Source organism: uncultured Tateyamaria sp. (genome assembly GCF_947487805.1).
In the GTDB taxonomy this organism is placed as follows: domain Bacteria; phylum Pseudomonadota; class Alphaproteobacteria; order Rhodobacterales; family Rhodobacteraceae; genus Tateyamaria.
In genome coordinates this window covers 159,270-177,890 of record NZ_CANKXW010000010.1, presented here as the reverse complement: position 1 = coordinate 177,890, position 18,621 = coordinate 159,270, and the positions used below count along the sequence as shown (strand labels likewise).

The 18,621-nt window shown below is 56.0% G+C and carries 15 protein-coding genes, 1 tRNA gene and 1 pseudogene; 7 read left to right on the top strand and 10 right to left on the bottom strand.

Translation table 11 applies throughout. From position 1 onward, the window contains the following. Positions 1 to 59: 59 nt before the first annotated feature. The 6 genes from Q0949_RS19725 to Q0949_RS19700 all read right to left on the bottom strand — a co-directional run bounded on the left by Q0949_RS19725 (position 60) and on the right by Q0949_RS19700 (position 10,162). A complete protein-coding gene (locus Q0949_RS19725; protein ID WP_299376518.1) occupies positions 60 to 1,073 on the bottom strand; it encodes a hypothetical protein in 1,014 nt (337 codons plus the stop codon). A gap of 514 nt (positions 1,074 to 1,587) precedes the next feature. Beyond that, positions 1,588 to 6,507, bottom strand: coding sequence for a calcium-binding protein (locus Q0949_RS19720; protein ID WP_299376516.1), 4,920 nt, complete (start codon positions 6,505 to 6,507; stop codon positions 1,588 to 1,590). A gap of 100 nt (positions 6,508 to 6,607) precedes the next feature. Continuing rightward, complete coding sequence (locus Q0949_RS19715) at positions 6,608 to 8,329, bottom strand: hypothetical protein (protein ID WP_299376514.1); 1,722 nt, start codon at positions 8,327 to 8,329, stop codon at positions 6,608 to 6,610. A 37-nt stretch (positions 8,330 to 8,366) separates the two neighbouring features. Beyond that, entirely contained in the window at positions 8,367 to 9,014 is a 648-nt protein-coding gene (locus tag Q0949_RS19710; protein WP_299376512.1) for a hypothetical protein, read from the bottom strand. Positions 9,015 to 9,335: 321 nt separating this feature from the next. Beyond that, a complete protein-coding gene (locus tag Q0949_RS19705) occupies positions 9,336 to 9,551 on the bottom strand; it encodes a WGR domain-containing protein (protein ID WP_299376510.1) in 216 nt (71 codons plus the stop codon). Positions 9,552 to 9,556: 5 nt separating this feature from the next. Next, positions 9,557 to 10,162, bottom strand: a complete 606-nt coding sequence (locus Q0949_RS19700) for a site-specific integrase (protein ID WP_299376507.1) — start codon at positions 10,160 to 10,162, stop codon at positions 9,557 to 9,559. A gap of 811 nt (positions 10,163 to 10,973) precedes the next feature. Here Q0949_RS19700 and Q0949_RS19695 point away from each other — a divergent pair. Next, positions 10,974 to 11,144 (top strand): annotated as a pseudogene (locus Q0949_RS19695) (IS3 family transposase); the annotation flags it as partial. Positions 11,145 to 11,257: 113 nt separating this feature from the next. Here the strand turns inward: Q0949_RS19695 and Q0949_RS19690 are convergent. Together Q0949_RS19690 and Q0949_RS19685 are read right to left on the bottom strand one after the other, a co-directional pair. Further along, entirely contained in the window at positions 11,258 to 12,196 is a 939-nt protein-coding gene (locus Q0949_RS19690) for a hypothetical protein (RefSeq protein WP_299376504.1), read from the bottom strand. Between the two features lie 1,620 nt (positions 12,197 to 13,816). Beyond that, positions 13,817 to 13,892: transfer RNA gene (locus Q0949_RS19685), tRNA-Thr, on the bottom strand. Between the two features lie 134 nt (positions 13,893 to 14,026). Between Q0949_RS19685 and Q0949_RS19680 the strand changes: the two genes are divergently transcribed. Together Q0949_RS19680 and Q0949_RS19675 are read left to right on the top strand one after the other, a co-directional pair. After that, on the top strand, positions 14,027 to 14,902 hold the full coding sequence (locus Q0949_RS19680) for a hypothetical protein (RefSeq protein WP_299376501.1): 876 nt from the start codon (positions 14,027 to 14,029) through the stop codon (positions 14,900 to 14,902). Positions 14,903 to 14,989: 87 nt separating this feature from the next. Beyond that, positions 14,990 to 15,460: a helix-turn-helix domain-containing protein gene (locus tag Q0949_RS19675; RefSeq protein ID WP_299376499.1), complete on the top strand. Its 471-nt coding sequence runs from the start codon at positions 14,990 to 14,992 to the stop codon at positions 15,458 to 15,460. A gap of 12 nt (positions 15,461 to 15,472) precedes the next feature. Here Q0949_RS19675 and Q0949_RS19670 read toward each other — a convergent pair whose 3' ends face one another. Further along, positions 15,473 to 15,736: a DUF2312 domain-containing protein gene (locus tag Q0949_RS19670; protein ID WP_299376497.1), complete on the bottom strand. Its 264-nt coding sequence runs from the start codon at positions 15,734 to 15,736 to the stop codon at positions 15,473 to 15,475. A 107-nt stretch (positions 15,737 to 15,843) separates the two neighbouring features. Here Q0949_RS19670 and Q0949_RS19665 point away from each other — a divergent pair, with 107 nt between their 5' ends. Genes Q0949_RS19665 through Q0949_RS19650 form a run of 4 tightly spaced genes read left to right on the top strand, consistent with a single transcriptional unit; the run spans position 15,844 to position 17,391 of the window. After that, positions 15,844 to 16,086, top strand: coding sequence for a hypothetical protein (locus Q0949_RS19665; protein ID WP_299376494.1), 243 nt, complete (start codon positions 15,844 to 15,846; stop codon positions 16,084 to 16,086). A 10-nt stretch (positions 16,087 to 16,096) separates the two neighbouring features. Further along, positions 16,097 to 16,516, top strand: coding sequence for a YeeE/YedE thiosulfate transporter family protein (locus tag Q0949_RS19660; RefSeq protein ID WP_299376491.1), 420 nt, complete (start codon positions 16,097 to 16,099; stop codon positions 16,514 to 16,516). Then, a complete protein-coding gene (locus Q0949_RS19655) occupies positions 16,516 to 16,947 on the top strand; it encodes a DUF6691 family protein (RefSeq protein WP_299376488.1) in 432 nt (143 codons plus the stop codon). Before Q0949_RS19660 ends, Q0949_RS19655 begins: the two co-directional genes overlap by 1 nt. 9 nt (positions 16,948 to 16,956) lie before the next feature. Next, the gene (locus Q0949_RS19650; RefSeq protein WP_299376485.1) at positions 16,957 to 17,391 is read left to right on the top strand and encodes a TIGR01244 family sulfur transferase; all 435 of its coding nucleotides are present in this window, start codon (positions 16,957 to 16,959) and stop codon (positions 17,389 to 17,391) included. A gap of 3 nt (positions 17,392 to 17,394) precedes the next feature. Here the strand turns inward: Q0949_RS19650 and Q0949_RS19645 are convergent, their stop codons facing one another. After that, the gene (locus Q0949_RS19645) at positions 17,395 to 18,582 is read right to left on the bottom strand and encodes a hypothetical protein (RefSeq protein ID WP_299376482.1); all 1,188 of its coding nucleotides are present in this window, start codon (positions 18,580 to 18,582) and stop codon (positions 17,395 to 17,397) included. Positions 18,583 to 18,621 lie beyond the last annotated feature (39 nt).

The following is an 18,621-nucleotide window of genomic DNA, read 5'->3' as shown; positions in this document are numbered from 1 at the left end:
TTCGGTCGCTTGTTTGCCATGTGTTTCCTCCGTTTTCCTAAACATAGCGGAGGACCACTTCAGTGGGGGATGACCACCAGCCTTTCAGGCTCTTGAGGAAAATCAGTGACTGGAGTGCCGCGCCACCCCATCTCCAGCATTATATGGGACATCGAAGACATACTCCACGTCACAGCTTCATCAATTGGCGTTTCCGGGGAACCTCTGACAAACTTCAGGGTCGAAATTACCATGATTTCATCGAACCGTTCTCGAAGCTCGTCGTGGGAGAATTCCTCCATGTATCGGTTCCGACGATAGTCCAACTGCCATTTTTCGTACCGTTTCATTTTCTCAGGGATATGGTCGATGGTATCGAAGTCGGTTGAATTATCATCAACGTAGTGGACAGGTCTACCGTTCCACTCGCCCCAACGCCGCAGCATGAGATTTAGAACATCGCGCTTCCAAACAGCTTGCTCAATCGGGGCTCCCTCGATGCTAACAATGGGGAAAGCCATTTGGCGATCTATTGCTGTAACATGCCGCTCAGATTTGAAAACTACGGCGTCAATGAAAGGATAAAGAAGTTCGCCTTTCTCTTCCCGCAACAAGAGCCTTTGAACAATGAAAGCGACGGTATTGGGATCGTATATCTCATGGTCTTCGTTGATAAGAAAGACGACGCTAACAATATTTCTTCGCGAGTTCGATGCTAAGTGAGCTTCAAGTTGCTTGTTGGCCTTGTGAATGTGGTTCTTGATCGCGCGTCCAATGCGATCAAAAATTTTCCGTTCAACCTGTTCCGAGTCATCAAGGTGACGAACGAATGACTGCATTGGTGCGGAACCAAGAAAAACAGGCCAGTCATCGCGCTTTCGCAACTCATCAATTAAGTTGTTTATGCGTTCTGACGCATCGTCTTCTAAACTCTTGATTTCTATCGCGAGTAGACCATTCAAACATGAATAGTCGACCCTCCTCTGCTCTGAGTTTTGAGGATCATCTAAGCAAACTCCACGGAGGGCTTCGACTAAGAAACGCTGCACCAGTGGAGTGAGTTTTTGCGCACGACCTGTCCTTTCGACTCGCACCAGAAAACCTCGCTATTGCTCTTAGGCTGCTGGCTCGAATTTGGGCGTTTGTCGCGGCGCGTTCAACTGTTCAACGCGCGCGCTCATTTAAGGACTAAAGCTACGACGTCCGCTTTGGGCAAGCTGCATCGCAGCATTTAGCTCTAACTTCAGCGTCAGCTTTGGGCCGCTGCCTGTCGCTGGTTCTGCCGGCATTTGATCCAATGTGTGCCACATCCGATGGCCGCGAAGAGCCCATACTGGAAGTCTTCACGTCATGCTGCACGCGCGCGCAGCACAGAAATTGCCGTAGCTGCTCGCATAGCGACACTACGTGGCGGCGGTGTTTGCGGCCATTCGTTCATCGCGCAGCACGGATTGTAGGGGCAAATCACAGGTCGCGGGAAAGTAACCCCATCAATACGTTGGCTCCAATGGCAACGGTAGGTCTCCGGATCGCAACGCTTCGCACATCGACAGGGGTCACAATGAGAATTAATCAGCGCCTGCACACAAGCGCTGACCAGTTGTTTTCTTACGCCAGCACGACATCATCAGCCACTGCGGCCAAGGTTGTATTGCTGATCGTCAACGTATCGCCGTTGCCAAAGTCAAACACCACGTCAGTGCCCACTTGAGATGCGTGGCTGAGAGCTTGTGTTGTACTGATCAGCTCGAACCCAGTGAGCTCTATACTGTCGATGTTATCCTGGAAGTCAGCAATTACATCTGCATCATCCCGGCGCGCAAACTGGAACACGTCACTACCCGCGCCGCCTGTTAGGAGGTCATTGCCGTCTTCGCCCGCCAGCGTGTCGTCGCCTGCCTGACCCTCTAGCCAATCAGCACCTGCACCGCCAAGCAGCAGATCATCGCCAGCACCGCCGACCAGGCTGTCGTTGCCGATGCCGCTGAACAGGACATCGTTGCCCTCGCCACCATCCAGTGCGCTTGTATGGGCGCGACTGAAGTGCACATCGCTGTTCATCTGGCCATTTTCGCCCCAGACCTTGAGCAGATCGTCACGACCGTCGCCATTGAAGTCACCCGCCATCCATTGCTGATCGAGCCACCGCCCGCCTTGCTCTGTGGCCCAGCTTTCCATGCGGAAGCCCACACCATCCGAGATATAGACATTGGCGCTCAGGTTGCCGTGGTTCGAAACCGCCAAACCATCAACCTCAGTCCAGATATGCACGATGTCGTCGCGTCCGTCGTTGTTGATGTCTGCGGTGAACCATTCGGATGAGACATGCGTCTCGCCCAGACCTGCGGCCCAGAGGCTGTCTGGCGTAAAGCTGTTGCCGGTGGACCGGTGCACACCCACGTTGGCCAAGCCGTCATCAGCAGCCCAAATCTTGGCCATGTCATCCTTACCATCACCGTCGAAGTCGCCGGTCAGCCACGTCATGTCATCGGCATACGTGCCTTGTTGATCGGCCCATCGCTGGTTGGTCAGGAACTGGACGCCGTTGGACAGATGCACCGCTGCATTCGTCAGACCGGCATCGCCCCACACTTTCATCAGATCGTCTTTACCGTCTCCATCGAAGTCGCCCGCCATCCACGTCATGGCAGTGCCATATGCCCCCTGCTGATCGGCCCATCGCGTGTTCTGCGCAAACCCTCCTGTCGCCTGAGACAGATGCACCGCCGCAGTCGCCATTCCGGCTTCGCCCCAGACTTTCATGAGATCATCGCGACCGTCACCGTTAAAGTCACCGGTCATCCAGTCCATTGAATCCCAGATACCACCTTGACCGGTTGCCCACCGCTGGTGTGCAGCCGTTGTGCCGTCCGACACATGGACATCCGCTGTTGCGCCGCCGCTGTTGAAGACATTCGACAGATCGCTGTTGCCATCACCATCATAGTCGCCGGTGCCCCAGATCTGGTCATTCCAGAACCCGCCCTGGCCGGTGATAGCGCGGTGCATCTGGAAGTACCCGGAGGTCTCACTGGAGGAGCTCAGCGTGTCGTCACCCAAGCCCCCGTTCAGCACGTCATCACCGAACCCGCCATCGAGCCGATCATGACCATCGCCGCCCGACAGGGTATCGTCTCCCAGCCCGCCGTTGAGAACGTTGTCGTTTGCGTCGCCGGTCAGAACGTCGTTTGCGTCGCTGCCTGTTACGTTCTCAATGGCGACCAGGTAATCTCCTTCCGCATCTCCGCCGGACGCAGTACCGAGCTCCAGGTTGATGATCACGCCGTCTTCAGAGCCAGAATAGCTGGCGACATCGCCAAGGCCCGCTTGACCGTTGATCGTATCGGCACCGGCGCTGCCCTCGAGCACGTCATTACCGTCCCCACCAAACAGTTCGTCGCTGCCTGTACCACCGATCAGCCAGTCGTCGTCACTGCCGCCCAGAAGTGTATCGTCACCGTCATTGCCAGACAGGGCGTCAAAACCAATGCTGCCAGCCAGATGATCGTTGCCATCCCCACCGACGAGTTGATCGTTGCCAGTGTAGCCGATCAGGGAATCGTCGCCAGCACCGCCATAGAGCTTGTCATCGCCGCGCTCACCGTTAAGCGTGTCCGCGCCGTCGCCGCCGAACAGTTGATCACTGTCCCAGCCGCCATTGAGTGAATCGTCACCTGCGTTCCCAGACAAGTAGTCACTGCCCGTACTGCCGTTGATGGTGTCATTGCCGTCACCGCCATACCCAAAGTCATCGCCAGACCCGCCATCGATGACATCCTGTCCTGTGCCACCCCACAGGCTGTCAGCACCCGCGTCCCCATGTACCGTGTCGTTGTCCGCACCGCCCGCGATCATATCGGACCCCGCACCACCGCGCAGAGAGTCGTTGCCGCCCTGTCCGTCAATCGCATCTGTGCCAAGACTGCCCGTGGTGGTGTTGGCTCCATCTCCAAGCGCCGCTGCTCCGGAACCAAGCAAGCCAAACCCAACCTCGTGGCCACCCGTGTTGGGCGGGGCTATGCTCCAGTGCGCATCCAGCCAATTGAGCTGATAGGTTTCCATGTACCGTACAAACTGATCCGACGTATCCGTTGATGCATCCGTACCGGCCAGCAGAAGGTCAGCACTGCCGCCCAAGAACGTCACCCGCTCAATGTCGTGGACATCGAACCGCAGCGGCTTGTTGTCGGAAAACGTCCCGTTGAGCGTAATGATCCATTGGCTATTGGCAGGATCAGAGGAGTACTTTGTAAAGGTCCAGTCGCTCTGCACCCCCCGAAGCTCGATGGTATCCGCTCCAGCACCGCCCAGCACGCTTCCATAGGTGATGGCATAGCCGCCGCCATTCACCCCGTCGCCAAGCCGGATTGTGTCGTCGCCAGCCCCAGCCTCAATCCAGTTCACGCCGCCATAATCGACGATCAGGTCGTCACCGTCCCCGGCGATCATCACGTCATCGCCCGATCCGCCCAACAGGTGGTCGGCCCCCGCACCGCCAACCAGGTAGTCGTCGCCAAACCCACCAATGAGAACATCCGCGCCCTCACCGCCATAGATGTCGTCATCACCATCATGACCATCAACGCGGTCGTTTCCACTGCCACCCTGGACATAGTCATCGCCAGTATCGCCAAAGAGCGAGTCTTGGCCTTCACCGCCAAAGATGATGTCCGCACCACGGCCGCCGTTAATCGTATCGTCACCGCCGTCGCCGGACAGGGTGTCGTTCTCGTGCGACCCGCTCACCGAGTCATTGCCGTCCCGTCCCGCAATGTTGACTGCCGTGTCGCCAGCCGTCGCATTCAGTGTATCGCCCAGATCGCCGCCCACAGCGGCTTCGATACTGGCTTGAACGAGGTTCAAAATGGCAGGCAGGCTGTCATCGCCTGCAAAAATCGCGGTGTCATAACCCGAACCGCCCAGCACGTCATCATCACCATCAGCGAAGATCAGGTCGTTGCCATCTCCGCCGTCAATGGTATCGGCGCCAGCATCTCCTGACATCATGTCATCCAGGCCACCGCCCGTAATGCTGTCGTTGCCCCCGCCGCCTGCGATCTGCACGGATCGTGCAAACCCGGCAGCGGACAGAACATTGGCGCTGTCGTCACCTGTTGCACCGTCAAGATTGTGTGCACCAAGATCCAGGTCGGAAACGCCAAGATCTTCCAAATTTGCGTAGCGGAATGTCTGGCCTGTCTCAAACTCAATAGCGTAGCCCATAGCCGTAGGCACTTGCCGCCAACCTTGTGTATCGTGGTTTAGCGCAACATCGCCAACGCCTCCCGACGCTGTGTAAAGGCCATCTGGATCGGCGACAGCATCATTGTCGACCGTAATGACGGAACCATCATGGCGAAATGACGCCAGCCCATGCAGCGTGTTGCCAAACACTGTGATGTCATCACTGTCATCATCATACATTGCATCCCATTCAGCATCAGTGACTGGGGTGAAATCATCGTAGCCCAGGTTGATTGCAGTGATGCCCCATGCAGCGAGGGTGCGGAGCTCGCTGCCATCGTTTTCGGTTTCGCCGTCCTGATCAATATCACGCCAAATACGCAACTCCGACCAGATCGTATCTCGCGCATCCAATACCCCGTTGTTATGGTCGTCAAAAGCACGGCGCAGCGCCTGCAGGTCGGTATCTCCGTCATCGCCCCACAGCGACAGAACCAGTTCCCGCGTCTGATCGATAACCCCGTCACCCGCGCCCCGTGTGCCATCCGCATTTAGGTCAATGACCAGGAACCCATCTTCATCAGAAACCCAAGACCCCGCCTCGCGGAACCCGTCATCGTCCCAGTCGAAATACGTTTGCTGGCTGGCGTTGATCTCAACCCCATCGCCGTCTAGGTCAACGATGATGGGACGAGTGTGATCGTGTGTCCCGCCATTGTCATAGTAATCGCTTTCGTCACTTCCTTGAAAAGTTGTTGAATCAGGCGACCCGTCAGAGTTCTCATAGACAACAGCGCCGGTCGGCACTCCATTCTGGTCTGTCTGTTCGTATGAACGACCTGTATAGTTGCCAGCACCGTCAAAATAATGTGTAGACCCATCTGGTGCAATGATTTGGCTGGGCGCTGCCCCCGTAACGGTGTGGTGTCCATCTGGGGTTGGAAGGTAGTTTCCGTTTGGATCTCGAAAATTGCCTTGATAGCCTAATTGGCCGTCGAAACCGATTGCGTCCGCAAGTGAACGAAAGAAGTCTCCCAGCGTTCCGCCATAGGTTGGGTTGCCATTCACGTCCGTACCGGTCTGCTGAACGTATGCCAACTGGTCAGGTGTAAAGTCACCATCGAGCTCTACGGAACGGCCAGCCGCATCAATCAAATTACGGACGTGGCCATTCTCATCAATTTGGTAAGTAACTGACTGGTTGTGAACCCGCACTCCATCCGCCACGTATGTATGGTGTTCCGCAACTTCAAAGTTGTATGTTTTCCATCCAATTTGGCCGTGGTCATTGTCTATGCCAGTGGGGAATGCAACATCGTTCTGTTCGATAGAAAAGTTATCCATGACAAACCTTTACGCAGTGGAAAACACATCGTGTATGCAAGAAAAATGAACCCAGCCTCAGGCGGAGCGGGTGGATCAAGACGATCAAAGAAAAAGAAAGCTAGCTAGCCCGCGCACGCATCTTGTAGGCTTTGCGTTGCTTGGCCTCCATGGCTTTGCGCTGTTTGCGGTTCAAACCGGGCGCAGATGGTGAGGCCGATGTATGCGCCGGGCGCTGTGTCCGGTTCTTAGCCGTGGGCGCATCGGGGCGGTTGGCAAAGGCGGGCGGGATGTTCGGCTTGGGCTTTGTGCGCTTCTTTGTGCTGTTCGGGTTAAAGTCTGTCAAGCTGTCCGGCGCGGGCATCCGTGTGCCGATCTGTTCCCATTCATTGGCGAGGTAGATATCTTCGAGGGTCACGGCCGAACGGGCGAGAATGTAATCCTCTGGTTTGGGTAGTTCTTCGCCATGAGAATAGGGGAAGTGGAACACGCGCTCTTCAACTGTGCCGTCCTCGCTCTTCATCATACCGACCATGTAGCCGTCATCGGTGACCTTCCAACCTTCGCTTGCGGCTATTTCCATGAAGGAAATGTGCCGGCCATCCGGCAGAATGATCCTTGTCCCAAAGCGCACCTTGCCTGCCTTAGGTTCCGTCCATGAGCCATCCGGCTTTTGCAGGGTGGCCGAGGCGTGAATCATCATGTCGCCCATAGAGCCAACGTCGCAGTTGGTTGTGGAGCGGAACATTGTGCCGTCGCTGCGCATGAGCGCACCGTCCATGCGCAGGATATCCATGAGAGGCGCAAAACCGCCTTTGAGCGGGCCATCAGCGCAATTGTAGGCATGGCCGGGAGTGACGCCCGTGCCCCAGAAATCGAGAATATGCGTGGCGATGTTGGTCATGGTGCGTGTCACCCGACCCGGTTGCAGACGTCCCCACTTGTCAGGTGACACGACAATATCACCTGCTTTCATTTGGTCTTGGCGTTTGTACCAGACCTTCGACAGCACCAGTTCTTCGTCATAGCTGCCATCCAAGCGCGGTTTGATCGATGGATCAAGCGGCCACATCTGAACTGTGGAATCCTCAAGGAAGCATTGGTTGATCTCATTTATAGCCCGAAGAGCGTCCTGTGAACTGTGGGTTCCTGAATTAATACCAAGATATGTTGGTGGGTTTACAATCATTCCCATTCGATCAAGGTAGTATTGCGCAAATCCAAGTCCATTCAGCTCATATTGATTAAATTGAGAGTTTCCTATTTTAACGACCTCCGCTCCCGGAGGGATATCAGACCAAAAACCTGTCGCTAAGCCCGATGGCCACATATCGCTAGGGCCGTCAACAATAGACGGGCCTTGAATATTATATGCAATTGAAACAAGATCAGGGTGCATACGAGCTACTTCTTCCGAGGCTAGCCCCCCCAAAGAATGGCCTGCAACTACTACTGCCTGACCACCGTGACGGTTCGAGTATTCTTGAACGGCAAAAGCCATGGTGGCCCCTAGGTCAGTTCGATTGCCGACAAAAGCATCGTCCCAACTTGCCCAATCATTTCCATTAACTCCTGGTTGCAAACCGGCACTGCCATCATCTGTACCTCTAGCGACAACGTATAAGTCGCCTGTTGAAACGTCACGAAATCCGTATACTATCTCTCCGGAGTTGCTTGCCCCTGTGCCTGGCGCAGAAAGTGTTTCAATTTCAAACTGATCTCGAATTTCTTGCGACATATTTTCAAATCCAGAACCACCTGGATTGCCATCCCCTCCCCTGTTGTAGGCGGCGTCAGCCAGAGCTGTTGCGGTTCTGGCTTGATTCATATTTACATTTACCATCGTAATTTCTCCATCCGATGTAAAATCAAGAATTCCCTTAAGGAGTAAACGTGCCCCAAAGACCGGACAATTCACTTCCGTAGTATGGGCCGCTTACTCCTTTAAAAAGTCTTCGATATGTTTTAGTGAATTCGTTTTTTGGAGGTTGACTCAAAAATATATCCACGCGGGATATCCTTCCTGAATCGTTTATATATGGTGTGGCGGCGACGACTGTTCTATGAAAAAGCCCTCGATCATCGTACAAGATTTTTGTGTCGCTCATTGTTGGAAAGTTTGCATTGAACTCAATTGAGTTTAGGAGTTTTGCGTCAACATTCGCTTGAACTTTGAGCTCGAGTACGTTGCAGTTTTCAACTGTATATCGCTTATAGATATTTCCGCTATTATTGGGATCTACTAAAAAAATTTTCCGTGGACATCCTAGCATATGATCAAAAAAATTGGATAAATCAAAAAAAACAACCCCACTATCTTCATGAACTATTACATTAGATAGGTCCGTTATATGTAGATCTTCAGATGGCAATGTGCCTTCACCAAAGAGTGTTGTTATTAGATTTTTTTTCACTAAAATATTTTTATAAAATTCTTCTCCTTTTGATAGCGATACGTTTTTAGCCCACTGGATGGATACTGAGATAGATATGAAAGTCACTGCCAAAATCAAAAATGTTTTTTTCATACGCAAAAGCCTACATATGTTATTTTGTAGGGAGCCTTTCATAAACGGTGGTTTTTGTCACCCCCCTACCCTGCCACGACGGATCAAGGGCTTAGCCGTGCCAAAAACCTGCTCCAAAATATATGAGGTTTTGGTACGATTTTGGCATGATTATTGGCTACGCCCGCGTATCCACCATAGACCAGAACCTAGCCTCGTAGCTTGACGCCTTGAAGGATGCGGGCGTGGGGCGTGTGTTTTCCGAAACGATAAGCGGCGCAACGGCTAAACGGCCAGAGTTGCAACGCATGACCTTCAGTCTTTCGGCACGTTTCTGGCCAACTACTCGTAACCGCGCTTGGCCTTTTTCATATGCAGATCGAAACGTGCATCCTTGGCGTCGCTCTCCGTATCGAACCAGTCTGTCCGCGACTGACCACTGCTGCCTATACGCCCCCACTCTCTAACAAGGCCCCAGTCACCGAAGAGACCGCGCACAATATCCATACGATAAAATCGAAACTGCCCAAGTTCCGGCGCGATCTTTGTCAGATACATCTCCCCTACCCCCACATCCGCGCTGCGATGTCTTGTTCTTCTTTGCCGACCGCGTCGGCATAGATTGCCGTCGTTGTGAGCTGCGCATGCCCCATCCACTTTTGCAGCATGTTCAGCGGAACGCCGTTGACGCTTGCATTGATACCAAACCCGTGACGCAACCCCTTTGGGCTGCGATGCGGTGCATCCGGTATCCCGGCTTCGATCATGATCCGCTTCACGATTTGCCAAACCCGCGTCCGTCCAAGCGCCCAAATTGGTGCGCTGGCTTGTCGCTTCGACTTTTGTGCTTCTCTGATGCCATGAGCCGTGTTCAGCGTGTCCAGGTAGTCTGGCGGCACCGGCACCGTGCGAAAGACAACCTTCAGTTTGCCCGCTGCATCCTTGCGCTTCTTCAAGCTGCGAATTGCTATTGTTCCGCCCGATAGGTCTACCCGCGCCGGTGTGATCTCCAATAGCTCTGACGGACGGCACCCGGTGAAGTGCAACGTCTCACACAGTGTTCGATCACGAGCGGGTTGTTTGCGCGCCACAGCCAGGAAGGCGGCGCGTTCTCCCGCGTTCAGATAGAGGCGATTTCCGGCGTGGTCGTAAAGGCGCATTTCACTCATGTGAACACTATAAAAAATAGTGTTTACTGTGCGAGGAAAAATCGCATTTATTCACACCCCTACACTTCCCTGGTCGGGCTAGAAGTAAACAGTATTACTAATAGCGTTAAGATATGCGACCACCTGTCGTCAGGAAGTTACAAAGTGAGAGTTGTTGCAAAGTCTAGCGGATAGAGGCTGCGTGCGACAAAGGTGCGACTTGGATTGCGGATGTCCAATACGTTTCCATAGCCGCTGTGGCGACTTCTGCTGTGGCGCGGTAAAAATTGATGCCATAAGTGCGATACGATGCTGAGTCAGCGAGGGCTCGGAATACAAATTCAGCTTTGTACCGTGTCTCGATGGTCGGCTTTGCCAGCAGCGCAAGTACGGTATCGGTTCGGGCCAGATCGACGCCCTCGAACAGCCGCTTCGGCGTCACGCGCTACATCGTAGTTAAGGGTATGCTGCGTCAGCGAGGACCAGAAATCGAAGGTCAGCAATTTCCCGCAATGTGAGATTTCGACGGGGCCCGAAATTCGCGCCTGCAGCGAACGTCCGGCGAGCAGGCTGCGACTGCAGCATCTTGAAGGTTGATCGAAGGTCTGCTTGGGGCCGCAAGAGTGGTACCAGCAGTGGCTACTTTCTCCGCTCAACAAGCTCGGGCAGCTCCTCCAGCCCTGATTGGCTTATTGGAGCAATGAAACCTAACTTCCGCGACTCGTGACAAAAGTGGGATTTTGTCACAAGTCCATATCCGTGACTAATCACAGAGCCGATGACCAACAAAAACACCTTAGAAGAATTTCCTAGCGTAACATCGGCGGTGATCCTGAGCGAAGATCTGTTCACGTTTTTGCACAGGGCCCACCGAATGATTGAGGCATGGCGCGTCGCCTGCAATCACAACTGGCCTCACTGCAGCCTCTTTGGAATGACGCCACAAGAATATGATAATCGGTCACAAGAAGACCAAAACCTGAACACAGCTAACCCAAAATAGCGGGCTCAATGGCGAGTAGGTCAGTGACACTGAAGTAATGCAGCTCTAAAAAAACTACGGAACGAAGCGGACCGCGCCCAGAAATTGGTGCCGCGAAATACCCGTGTTAGGCCTCATTTCTGATACTTTACATTCATGGGTGAGAAACCAGACAGGCATCCAGGATTTTGACGGTATAGCGCCTCGTAAAGCACGTCGATGTCGGTCGGTTCCAGTTCCAGCGTTTCTCCACTACGACCTTGATGCCACTGTCGCACTCGCTTTAGAACGCGTTTTTTCATTGCGACCCCCTCACCTACCCCAAACAAACTGTTCTGCAGTGGAAGCTTCGATTGGAGTTCGAGAGTTCGACGAAGATGATACCTCTCGACCCCCTTGATCGTACCGCTAAGGCAAGCTTTGCCATCTTGGTAGGCCTTAGCATTATACTTCTTGGCTTCGTAGATCGGCTTGGCATGATAGCGGGCCAACCGGGTGTAATCCCCTTCTTTGCGCCCTAAGAGCTGAACAAGTATCGGAACCTTTGTTAGGGCGGCATTGTACCCTTTCGCACTCCCTATCAGGTTGGCGACAACGCTTGGGTCTCTCGTGTAGGCGATACAATGCAAATGCCCGTAGAAGGTCTCCAAGCCCCTTTTTCCGCGACTAACGATGGTTTGGGCCTCGTAAATGCCAAACGCATTGAGATCAGTGTACTGACGTAAAGCATGCGTAAACTTGTCGATTGCGCCATAGACATCAGCGTTGCCATGATGAACCGAAAACTGGAAACGGTCAGAGAGCGGCGTGATGTGATAAACATGTAGATCGGGGTCAGCTTGGGTCAGACGCCAAAGCTGACGGTACTCTTTGATGAGTTCGTAGCCTAACCGCTTACGCAGCTTGATATCGCTAGCCAGCATACGTCTAGAGTGCTTGCAGCGTATTCCGGCGAGTGCGTTCATCGTCCTCAACTGTTCTAAGGTGAGTTTTCTCCTGTCATAGGTTCTCGCAACCTCGTCACGATAAACCTTACAGATTGAACGGTGGACAGCCTTGCTTTCTGATGCCATGGCATCTCGCTTAGTTTTGTGAGTTGGGTAGTCTTCCCTTGTATATGTGTAACTTCTTTTTCTTCCCTTGGTTATTAAGCTGGACTTGAGCTTCTCCCCCGGAGGACATGTATTCCCTGTTTCCAGTTTAGTAGCTGAATGCGGTGATGGAGGAGTAGTATCCTGATTGGCCCTATCACTACTCATGTAATTACAAGGCGAGGCACTCGTTCGAGCCCCCTCAACGTTGGGTTTCCCCGCAGCGGTTTTGGTCTTCGAACGGTCGGATTGACGGTTTTTCATGCTAAAATAGCCCTTCTAGTATCAGAAAAGGGACTTCAGGGTGACGCGCGACGAGCCGCACGAAGCTACGAAGTCTCAAATAAATCGACGGCTTTTTCACGTTGGCGTAAGTGATTTTTCTCCTGCGCCAACGTGAAAAGCGGTGGTCCGAGTGGCGAACTATTTTCCGTCAATCGGACTCTGTCCTGTGAACTCTCTTGTGGATTTCAAGCCAAACTCCACAAGGCCTTTGACCGGGTATCTGATCACTGAGCCTTCAAATTTGACCCATGGCGGTCCATCACCGTTTGCCCGCCACTTCCTGAGTAGTCCCACACTAACGTTCAGATAGGCGCTAGCTTGCTTCTCGTGCAGGAACTGCGGTTGCACGCTTCCTGCTGGCCCGTTCGGGCAAATCTTCTCTGTTTGCACAAATGCACTCATTGGGAGCCTCCAAAGCATCATTGATTTGATCGCCTCAAAACTGACGAGGCGTCAAAATATATACTTTAATAACAAAATCTTATCCACCCCCGACCCGCTCCTTCGAAAAATGACGAAGTGGCGCCGTAAGCTTGTCATAAGCTCCTTGGTTTGACGCTAACTTCCATTTCGTCATTTTTAAAAATGCAAGCACGCCGAAGTTTAGGTATCCTTTCCACGAAAGAGGCACGCAGCTAGGATTGATTCGCGATGCGAAACGACGCGCGATATTTTGACAAACATGGTTTTCGTACAAGCTTGCCAGTCGGAACCAGGAAGAATTTGCGTAAGGCATGCGAACAGGCAGGCAGTACGTATGAGTTGAACGCAGATCAAGCGAGCCCACAGTTCAAAGATAGATACACAATTCTGAAGCGATCTCTTTACCAACTTGGCCAAGAATACAGGAAAAGGCGTAGCCTCGGCGCCTTGGTGCAACGAGTGTACCAAGCAAATGTCGATGCGCTTGAAGGAAGGGCGATCCCTGCGAACGCGCCGTCCCCTGAGGAAAACCCGTTCTACTCATTGTACTACCTCGCACTTGGCAGTCGACCAAAGCACTTTTCTCGACAAGAAAGAGAGAAAGCCTGCAACCAATTGCTATATGCCCATCGGCACAGTGTACCCGTTGAGTTCTTGATTGGTTTCATTAGTCAGTGCGGCTCGTACACTGAGCTCAGAAAAAAGCTGAGAGCGGGAGAGATGGAGCACTGGTGGGAATGGCGCAGAGACAGATGACTTTGCGCCACTACACAGGCGAGCATATTCACCTTAGACACGCACAGTCTTCTACAGTTTTTCATGGGATGTGGTCGCTGGGTGGTTGCTGACACAACACCACAGCAAAGCAAAAAATAGCTAAACTATTGAATTGAATGGTGCCCCCACACGGACTCGAACCGCGGACCTACTGATTACAAATCAGTTGCTCTACCAGCTGAGCTATAGGGGCGTTGGAGCGAGGGTCTAATCCTTGTGCAAAGCGGTGGCAAGATGAAAATTGCACCTTTGGCAGAGGTTTTATCCCGTTCGAAATCAGGTATAGCTGTGGGTCAGGGCAACAACTGATTTTCGGGGCGGCGAACGATGCAACTGGTACTGCATGCAGGGGCACATTTCACCGAAGAAGAGCGGCTTGTGCGCTGTTTGCTGCGCAACAAGGAAGACTTCTCGCGTCGTGGCGTGGCGGTGCCCGGACCGGGCAAGTACCGGACCCTTCTCAAGGAAACGCTGGCGGCCCTGCAGGATGCCCAACCGGCCGAGGATGCGCGCGAGGTGCTTCTTGATCTGATTCTCGATGACGAGAACGCAGACAGGATGATCCTCAGCCACATGTTCCTTTTTGGCGCGCCCCGTGCCTGCGTGCGCAACGGGTTGATCTACGAGGCGGCCCCTGCCCGGCTGGCGGACCTGTCGCGGCTGTTCGTGCATGATGACATCGAACTGTTCCTCGCCGTGCGCAACCCGGGCACCTTTCTGCCCGCGCTGTTCGAAAACGCGCCGCAAGAGGACATGAACGCGTTTCTGCGCGGCGCGGATCCGTTTGCGATTCGCTGGTCGGACACGATCAATGCGATCCGTACGGCGGCACCCAATATCTCGATCACCACTTGGTGCTTTGAGGACATGCCCATGATCTGGGCACAGATCATCCGCGAAATGGGCGGGTTGGAACATGGCGAAAAGATCGTCGGCGGCTTTGACCTGTTGTCCGACATCATGAGCAAGGAAGGCATGCAACGGTTCCGCACCTACCTCAAGTCACACCCCACCATGACCGAGATGCAAAAGCGCCGTGTCATCGCGGCCTTTCTGGACAAATTCGCCATCGAGGACGAGATCGAAGAAGAGCTGAACGCCCCCGGCTGGTCCGAGGAAACGATCGACGCGCTCACCGATCTCTACGAAGAGGACATGCATCACGTGGCGCGCATCCCCGGCGTGACATTCATTGCGCCCTGACCCTTATAGCTCGGTCTGTTTTCTGTAGTCTGACTGCGCGATCCGCGCTAACGTGCCTGCAACGCCACAAAAAAGCAGGCAGGCACCATGTCAGACACAGATCCCATCCGCACTAGCCCCGTTTCCATGGAGAATTGCGGCGCGGCCCTTGCCATGACTGTCGTACCGGACCGGTGGACGTGGCTGATCCTGCGCGAACTGTTCTACGGTGTGGCGCGGTTCGCAGACATTCAGGACGATATCGGCATTCCGAAATCCGTGCTCTCCGGGCGTCTGGCCACGATGGTGGACACCGGGCTGATCCAGAAGGAAGCCTACCGCGATGGCACCGCGCGCACGCGCCATGGCTATGTCCTGACGCAAAAAGGGCGCGATCTGGTGCCGGTGATCGTCGCGCTGATGCAATGGGGCGACAAGCATCTCAAGGACGGCACCGCCACATTGGACCTGACCGACCGGCGCACCGGTACGCCAGTCAAGGCAGGTCTTGTGCTTGAGGGCGGGATATTGCCCGCACGGCGGCTGGCCTTTGCGCCTGCCGCGCACGGGGACAACTGAACCGCGTGGGCCTCAGCCCATGCCCAACGCTTCCTTGTACATCTCCAGCACCGCTTCCTCTTCGGCGATGTCGTCCTTGTCGCGCTTGCGCAGCGCGATGACCTTGCGCATCACCTTGGTGTCATAGCCGCGCGCCTTGGCCTCGGCCATGACCTCTTTTTGTTGGTCGGCCAAGTCTTTCTTTTCCATGTCCAGCCGTTCGATCCGTTCGATGAACTGGCGCAGTTCATCGGCGGTGACGCGGTAGCTCTCGGCATTGGTGGCGGTGTCAGACATGCGCGGATCCTTATGGCAGATGGACCCGCTGGATAGCCGGGCACGCGCGCCCCTGCAAGGGGCAAGCCCGCTTGCCAAGGCCGCGCCCGTCGGCTAGCTCCGGGACCATGGAAAACTCTGCCACATTCACATTGTTCGACGGCCTGATCTGGGCCGGAGCCAGCCTGTCCCTTCTGGGGCTGGTCGGGCTGGTCTGGTGCATTCTCACGGTGTGGCGCGCGCGCCGCGCCAAGCTGCCCGACGACGAGATGCGCGCCGTCATGGGCCGCGTTCTGCCGCGCAACATGGGCGCGCTGTTCATTTCGGTGATCGGGCTGATGCTGGTCATCGTCGGCATTTTTCTGGGATAGGAGACGCGGCATGCAGATGGCGTGGTTATACGGCCTGCTGGGCGGTTTGATGATTGGGACCGCAGGTGCGATCCTGCTCTTGGGTGCGGGCCGGGTCATGGGGGCCAGCGGTATCGTCGGCGGGCTGATTGACGGCACCGGGCAGGACCGCAGCTCTACCATTGCGTTTCTGGTGGGCCTGATCGGGCTACCCGCGGTGATGACCGCCGCGGGTTGGCAGGTCGACACCCACGCCACGTCGCAGCTGTGGTTGCTGGTGCTGGGCGGGCTGGCCGTGGGCATCGGCACGCGGTTTGCCAATGGCTGCACGTCGGGGCACGGGGTGTGCGGGCTGTCGCGCCTGTCGCTGCGCGGGCTGGTGGCGACGCTGGCCTATATCGGTGCGGGCGCGGCCACGGTCACAGCCCTGCGTATGGGGTTGGGCCTGTGATGCGCGCGCTGGTCTCACTGCTGAGTGGCGCGTTCTTTGGTGCGGGCCTGCACGTGTCCGGCATGACCGACACCAACCGCGTCCGGGGGTTTCTCGATTTTGCAGGGGCGTGGGATCCTACGCTGGCCTTTGTCATGGGGGGCGCGATCCTGCCCATGGTGCTGGCATGGCGTCTGACGCGCGGGCGGCAACCGCTGACCGGCAACGCCTTTCCCGACCGGCCAAGCCAGGAGATCACACGCCCCCTGATCATCGGCTCGGTCCTCTTTGGTGTGGGCTGGGGGCTGGTGGGCCTGTGCCCCGGTCCTGCGCTGGCTTCGATCACCTATGGTGGCTGGCAAGGGGCGCTGTTTCTGGCCGCGATGCTGGGCGGGATGTGGGCGGTGCCGCCGTTGCGCCGGGCGCTGGACACCCGTAGCGCGGGCGCATAGTTTCCGGCCATGGATATCCGCAAGATCACCGATCAGTACTATGTTGCGCCGCAGGTTGACCCGGCCGACATGGTGGACGTCGCCGCCGCAGGCATCACAACCGTCATCTGCAACCGGCCCGATGCCGAAGTGCCGCCCGCATTTCAGGCAGACGCGGTGGAAGCGGCCGCACGGGCCGCGGGCCTCGACTTTGTCGTTCTGCCGCTGACCCACCAGACCATGACACCTGAAAATGTCGCCAAACAGGCGCAGGCGGCCGGGGCCGCGGGCGGCCCGGTTCTGGCCTATTGCGCGTCAGGCACGCGGTCGACGGTGATTTGGTGTCTGGCCCAGGCCGGGACGATGGCGACGGACGAGATCCTCAGCACGGCACGTCAGGGCGGTTATGACCTAGACGCGATGCGCCCAACATTGGACGCCATCGCACAGGCGCGTCGCGGCTAAGGGCTACCCCGCCTTCATTGCCAGATCCGGAAGGTCGGCCAGGTCCGGCAGGTCCGCCAGATCGGGCAGGTCATCCAGATCCGGCAGGTCGGTCATGCTGATCGCCGGTTCCACGACCTCGACCGGAAAGGCCTTTTCCTCTACGTCCGCCACCGCGGGCAGTTGGGTTTCCGGTTCCAGGCCGATGGGCGGCTTTTCGACGCTGGGCTCCGGCGCGGGATCCGTGCGGCGGTTATGGCTTTCGAGGTTTTCGACCTCTGGCATGTCAACATCCGGCGCATCAGACGCGCGGCGCAGCGGCTGGTTGGCGTGGGACGGTTTGCGCTGCGGCTTGACCGCGCGGACCCCGTCGACATGCCCCACGACGCCCTTGCCCACGACCCGGCCCGTACGGGTGACCATCTGGACATTCGGGAAATGGCCGGGGGGCAGTGCGATCTGCTGACCCACCTGCCAGCCCCGCATCGTGCTGAGCGGCATATGCAACTGGCACACGACCATGTTGATGTCGGTGTTCACCATCATCACCGTTTCAGCCAGCGACGGCGCCGCAGAATCTCCGACATCCTCACCCGTCTCGTCGGGGAGGCCCTGCCGCGCGTCGGGCCGTGGCAAGATCAGCGTCATGTCACCCTGCCGGGCCCCGCGTGCGATGTCCAAAGTCAGGCGCACGGCGACATAGTCCGACAGATCCAGTGACATCGCCAGCGTGCGCCCGTCATCGGCCTTGGCACCAAAGCGGAACCCCTCCATCAGCGCGCGGTCGTCGGGATCATCCAGTATGATCGCGGCCCGTTCGATCAGCGCATCGATCAGCGGCGCGCAAATCGCCGCATCGGTGCGCGTCATCGCGCGTTTGTCGCCCAGATCGGGGCGGACGGTGCCCATGGTCTGTTGCTGGATCAGCCCGCCGACGATGACCGGGTCGATCATCACGGCCCCCATGGCGCCACCGGGCCCATCCAGCAGGATCAGCATCGCATCGTCTGAAAACACGGCCTCCACCGCGTCGCCATCCACCGCCTGCACCACCGCGCCGATCACCGCCATGGGCAGGTCCATCAGCGCATCCGCCACCTTGGCCAGGGTCACGCGCAACGCCTTTTGCAGCGTCATGGCGCGCGCCTTCCGCTCTTCGCGGCCCGCGGCCGCGATACGTCCCAAGACATTCTGTGTTGCGGTGTCGCCCATGTCCTCCGACACATCTGCTGTTCGCGTTGGCGTCAGACT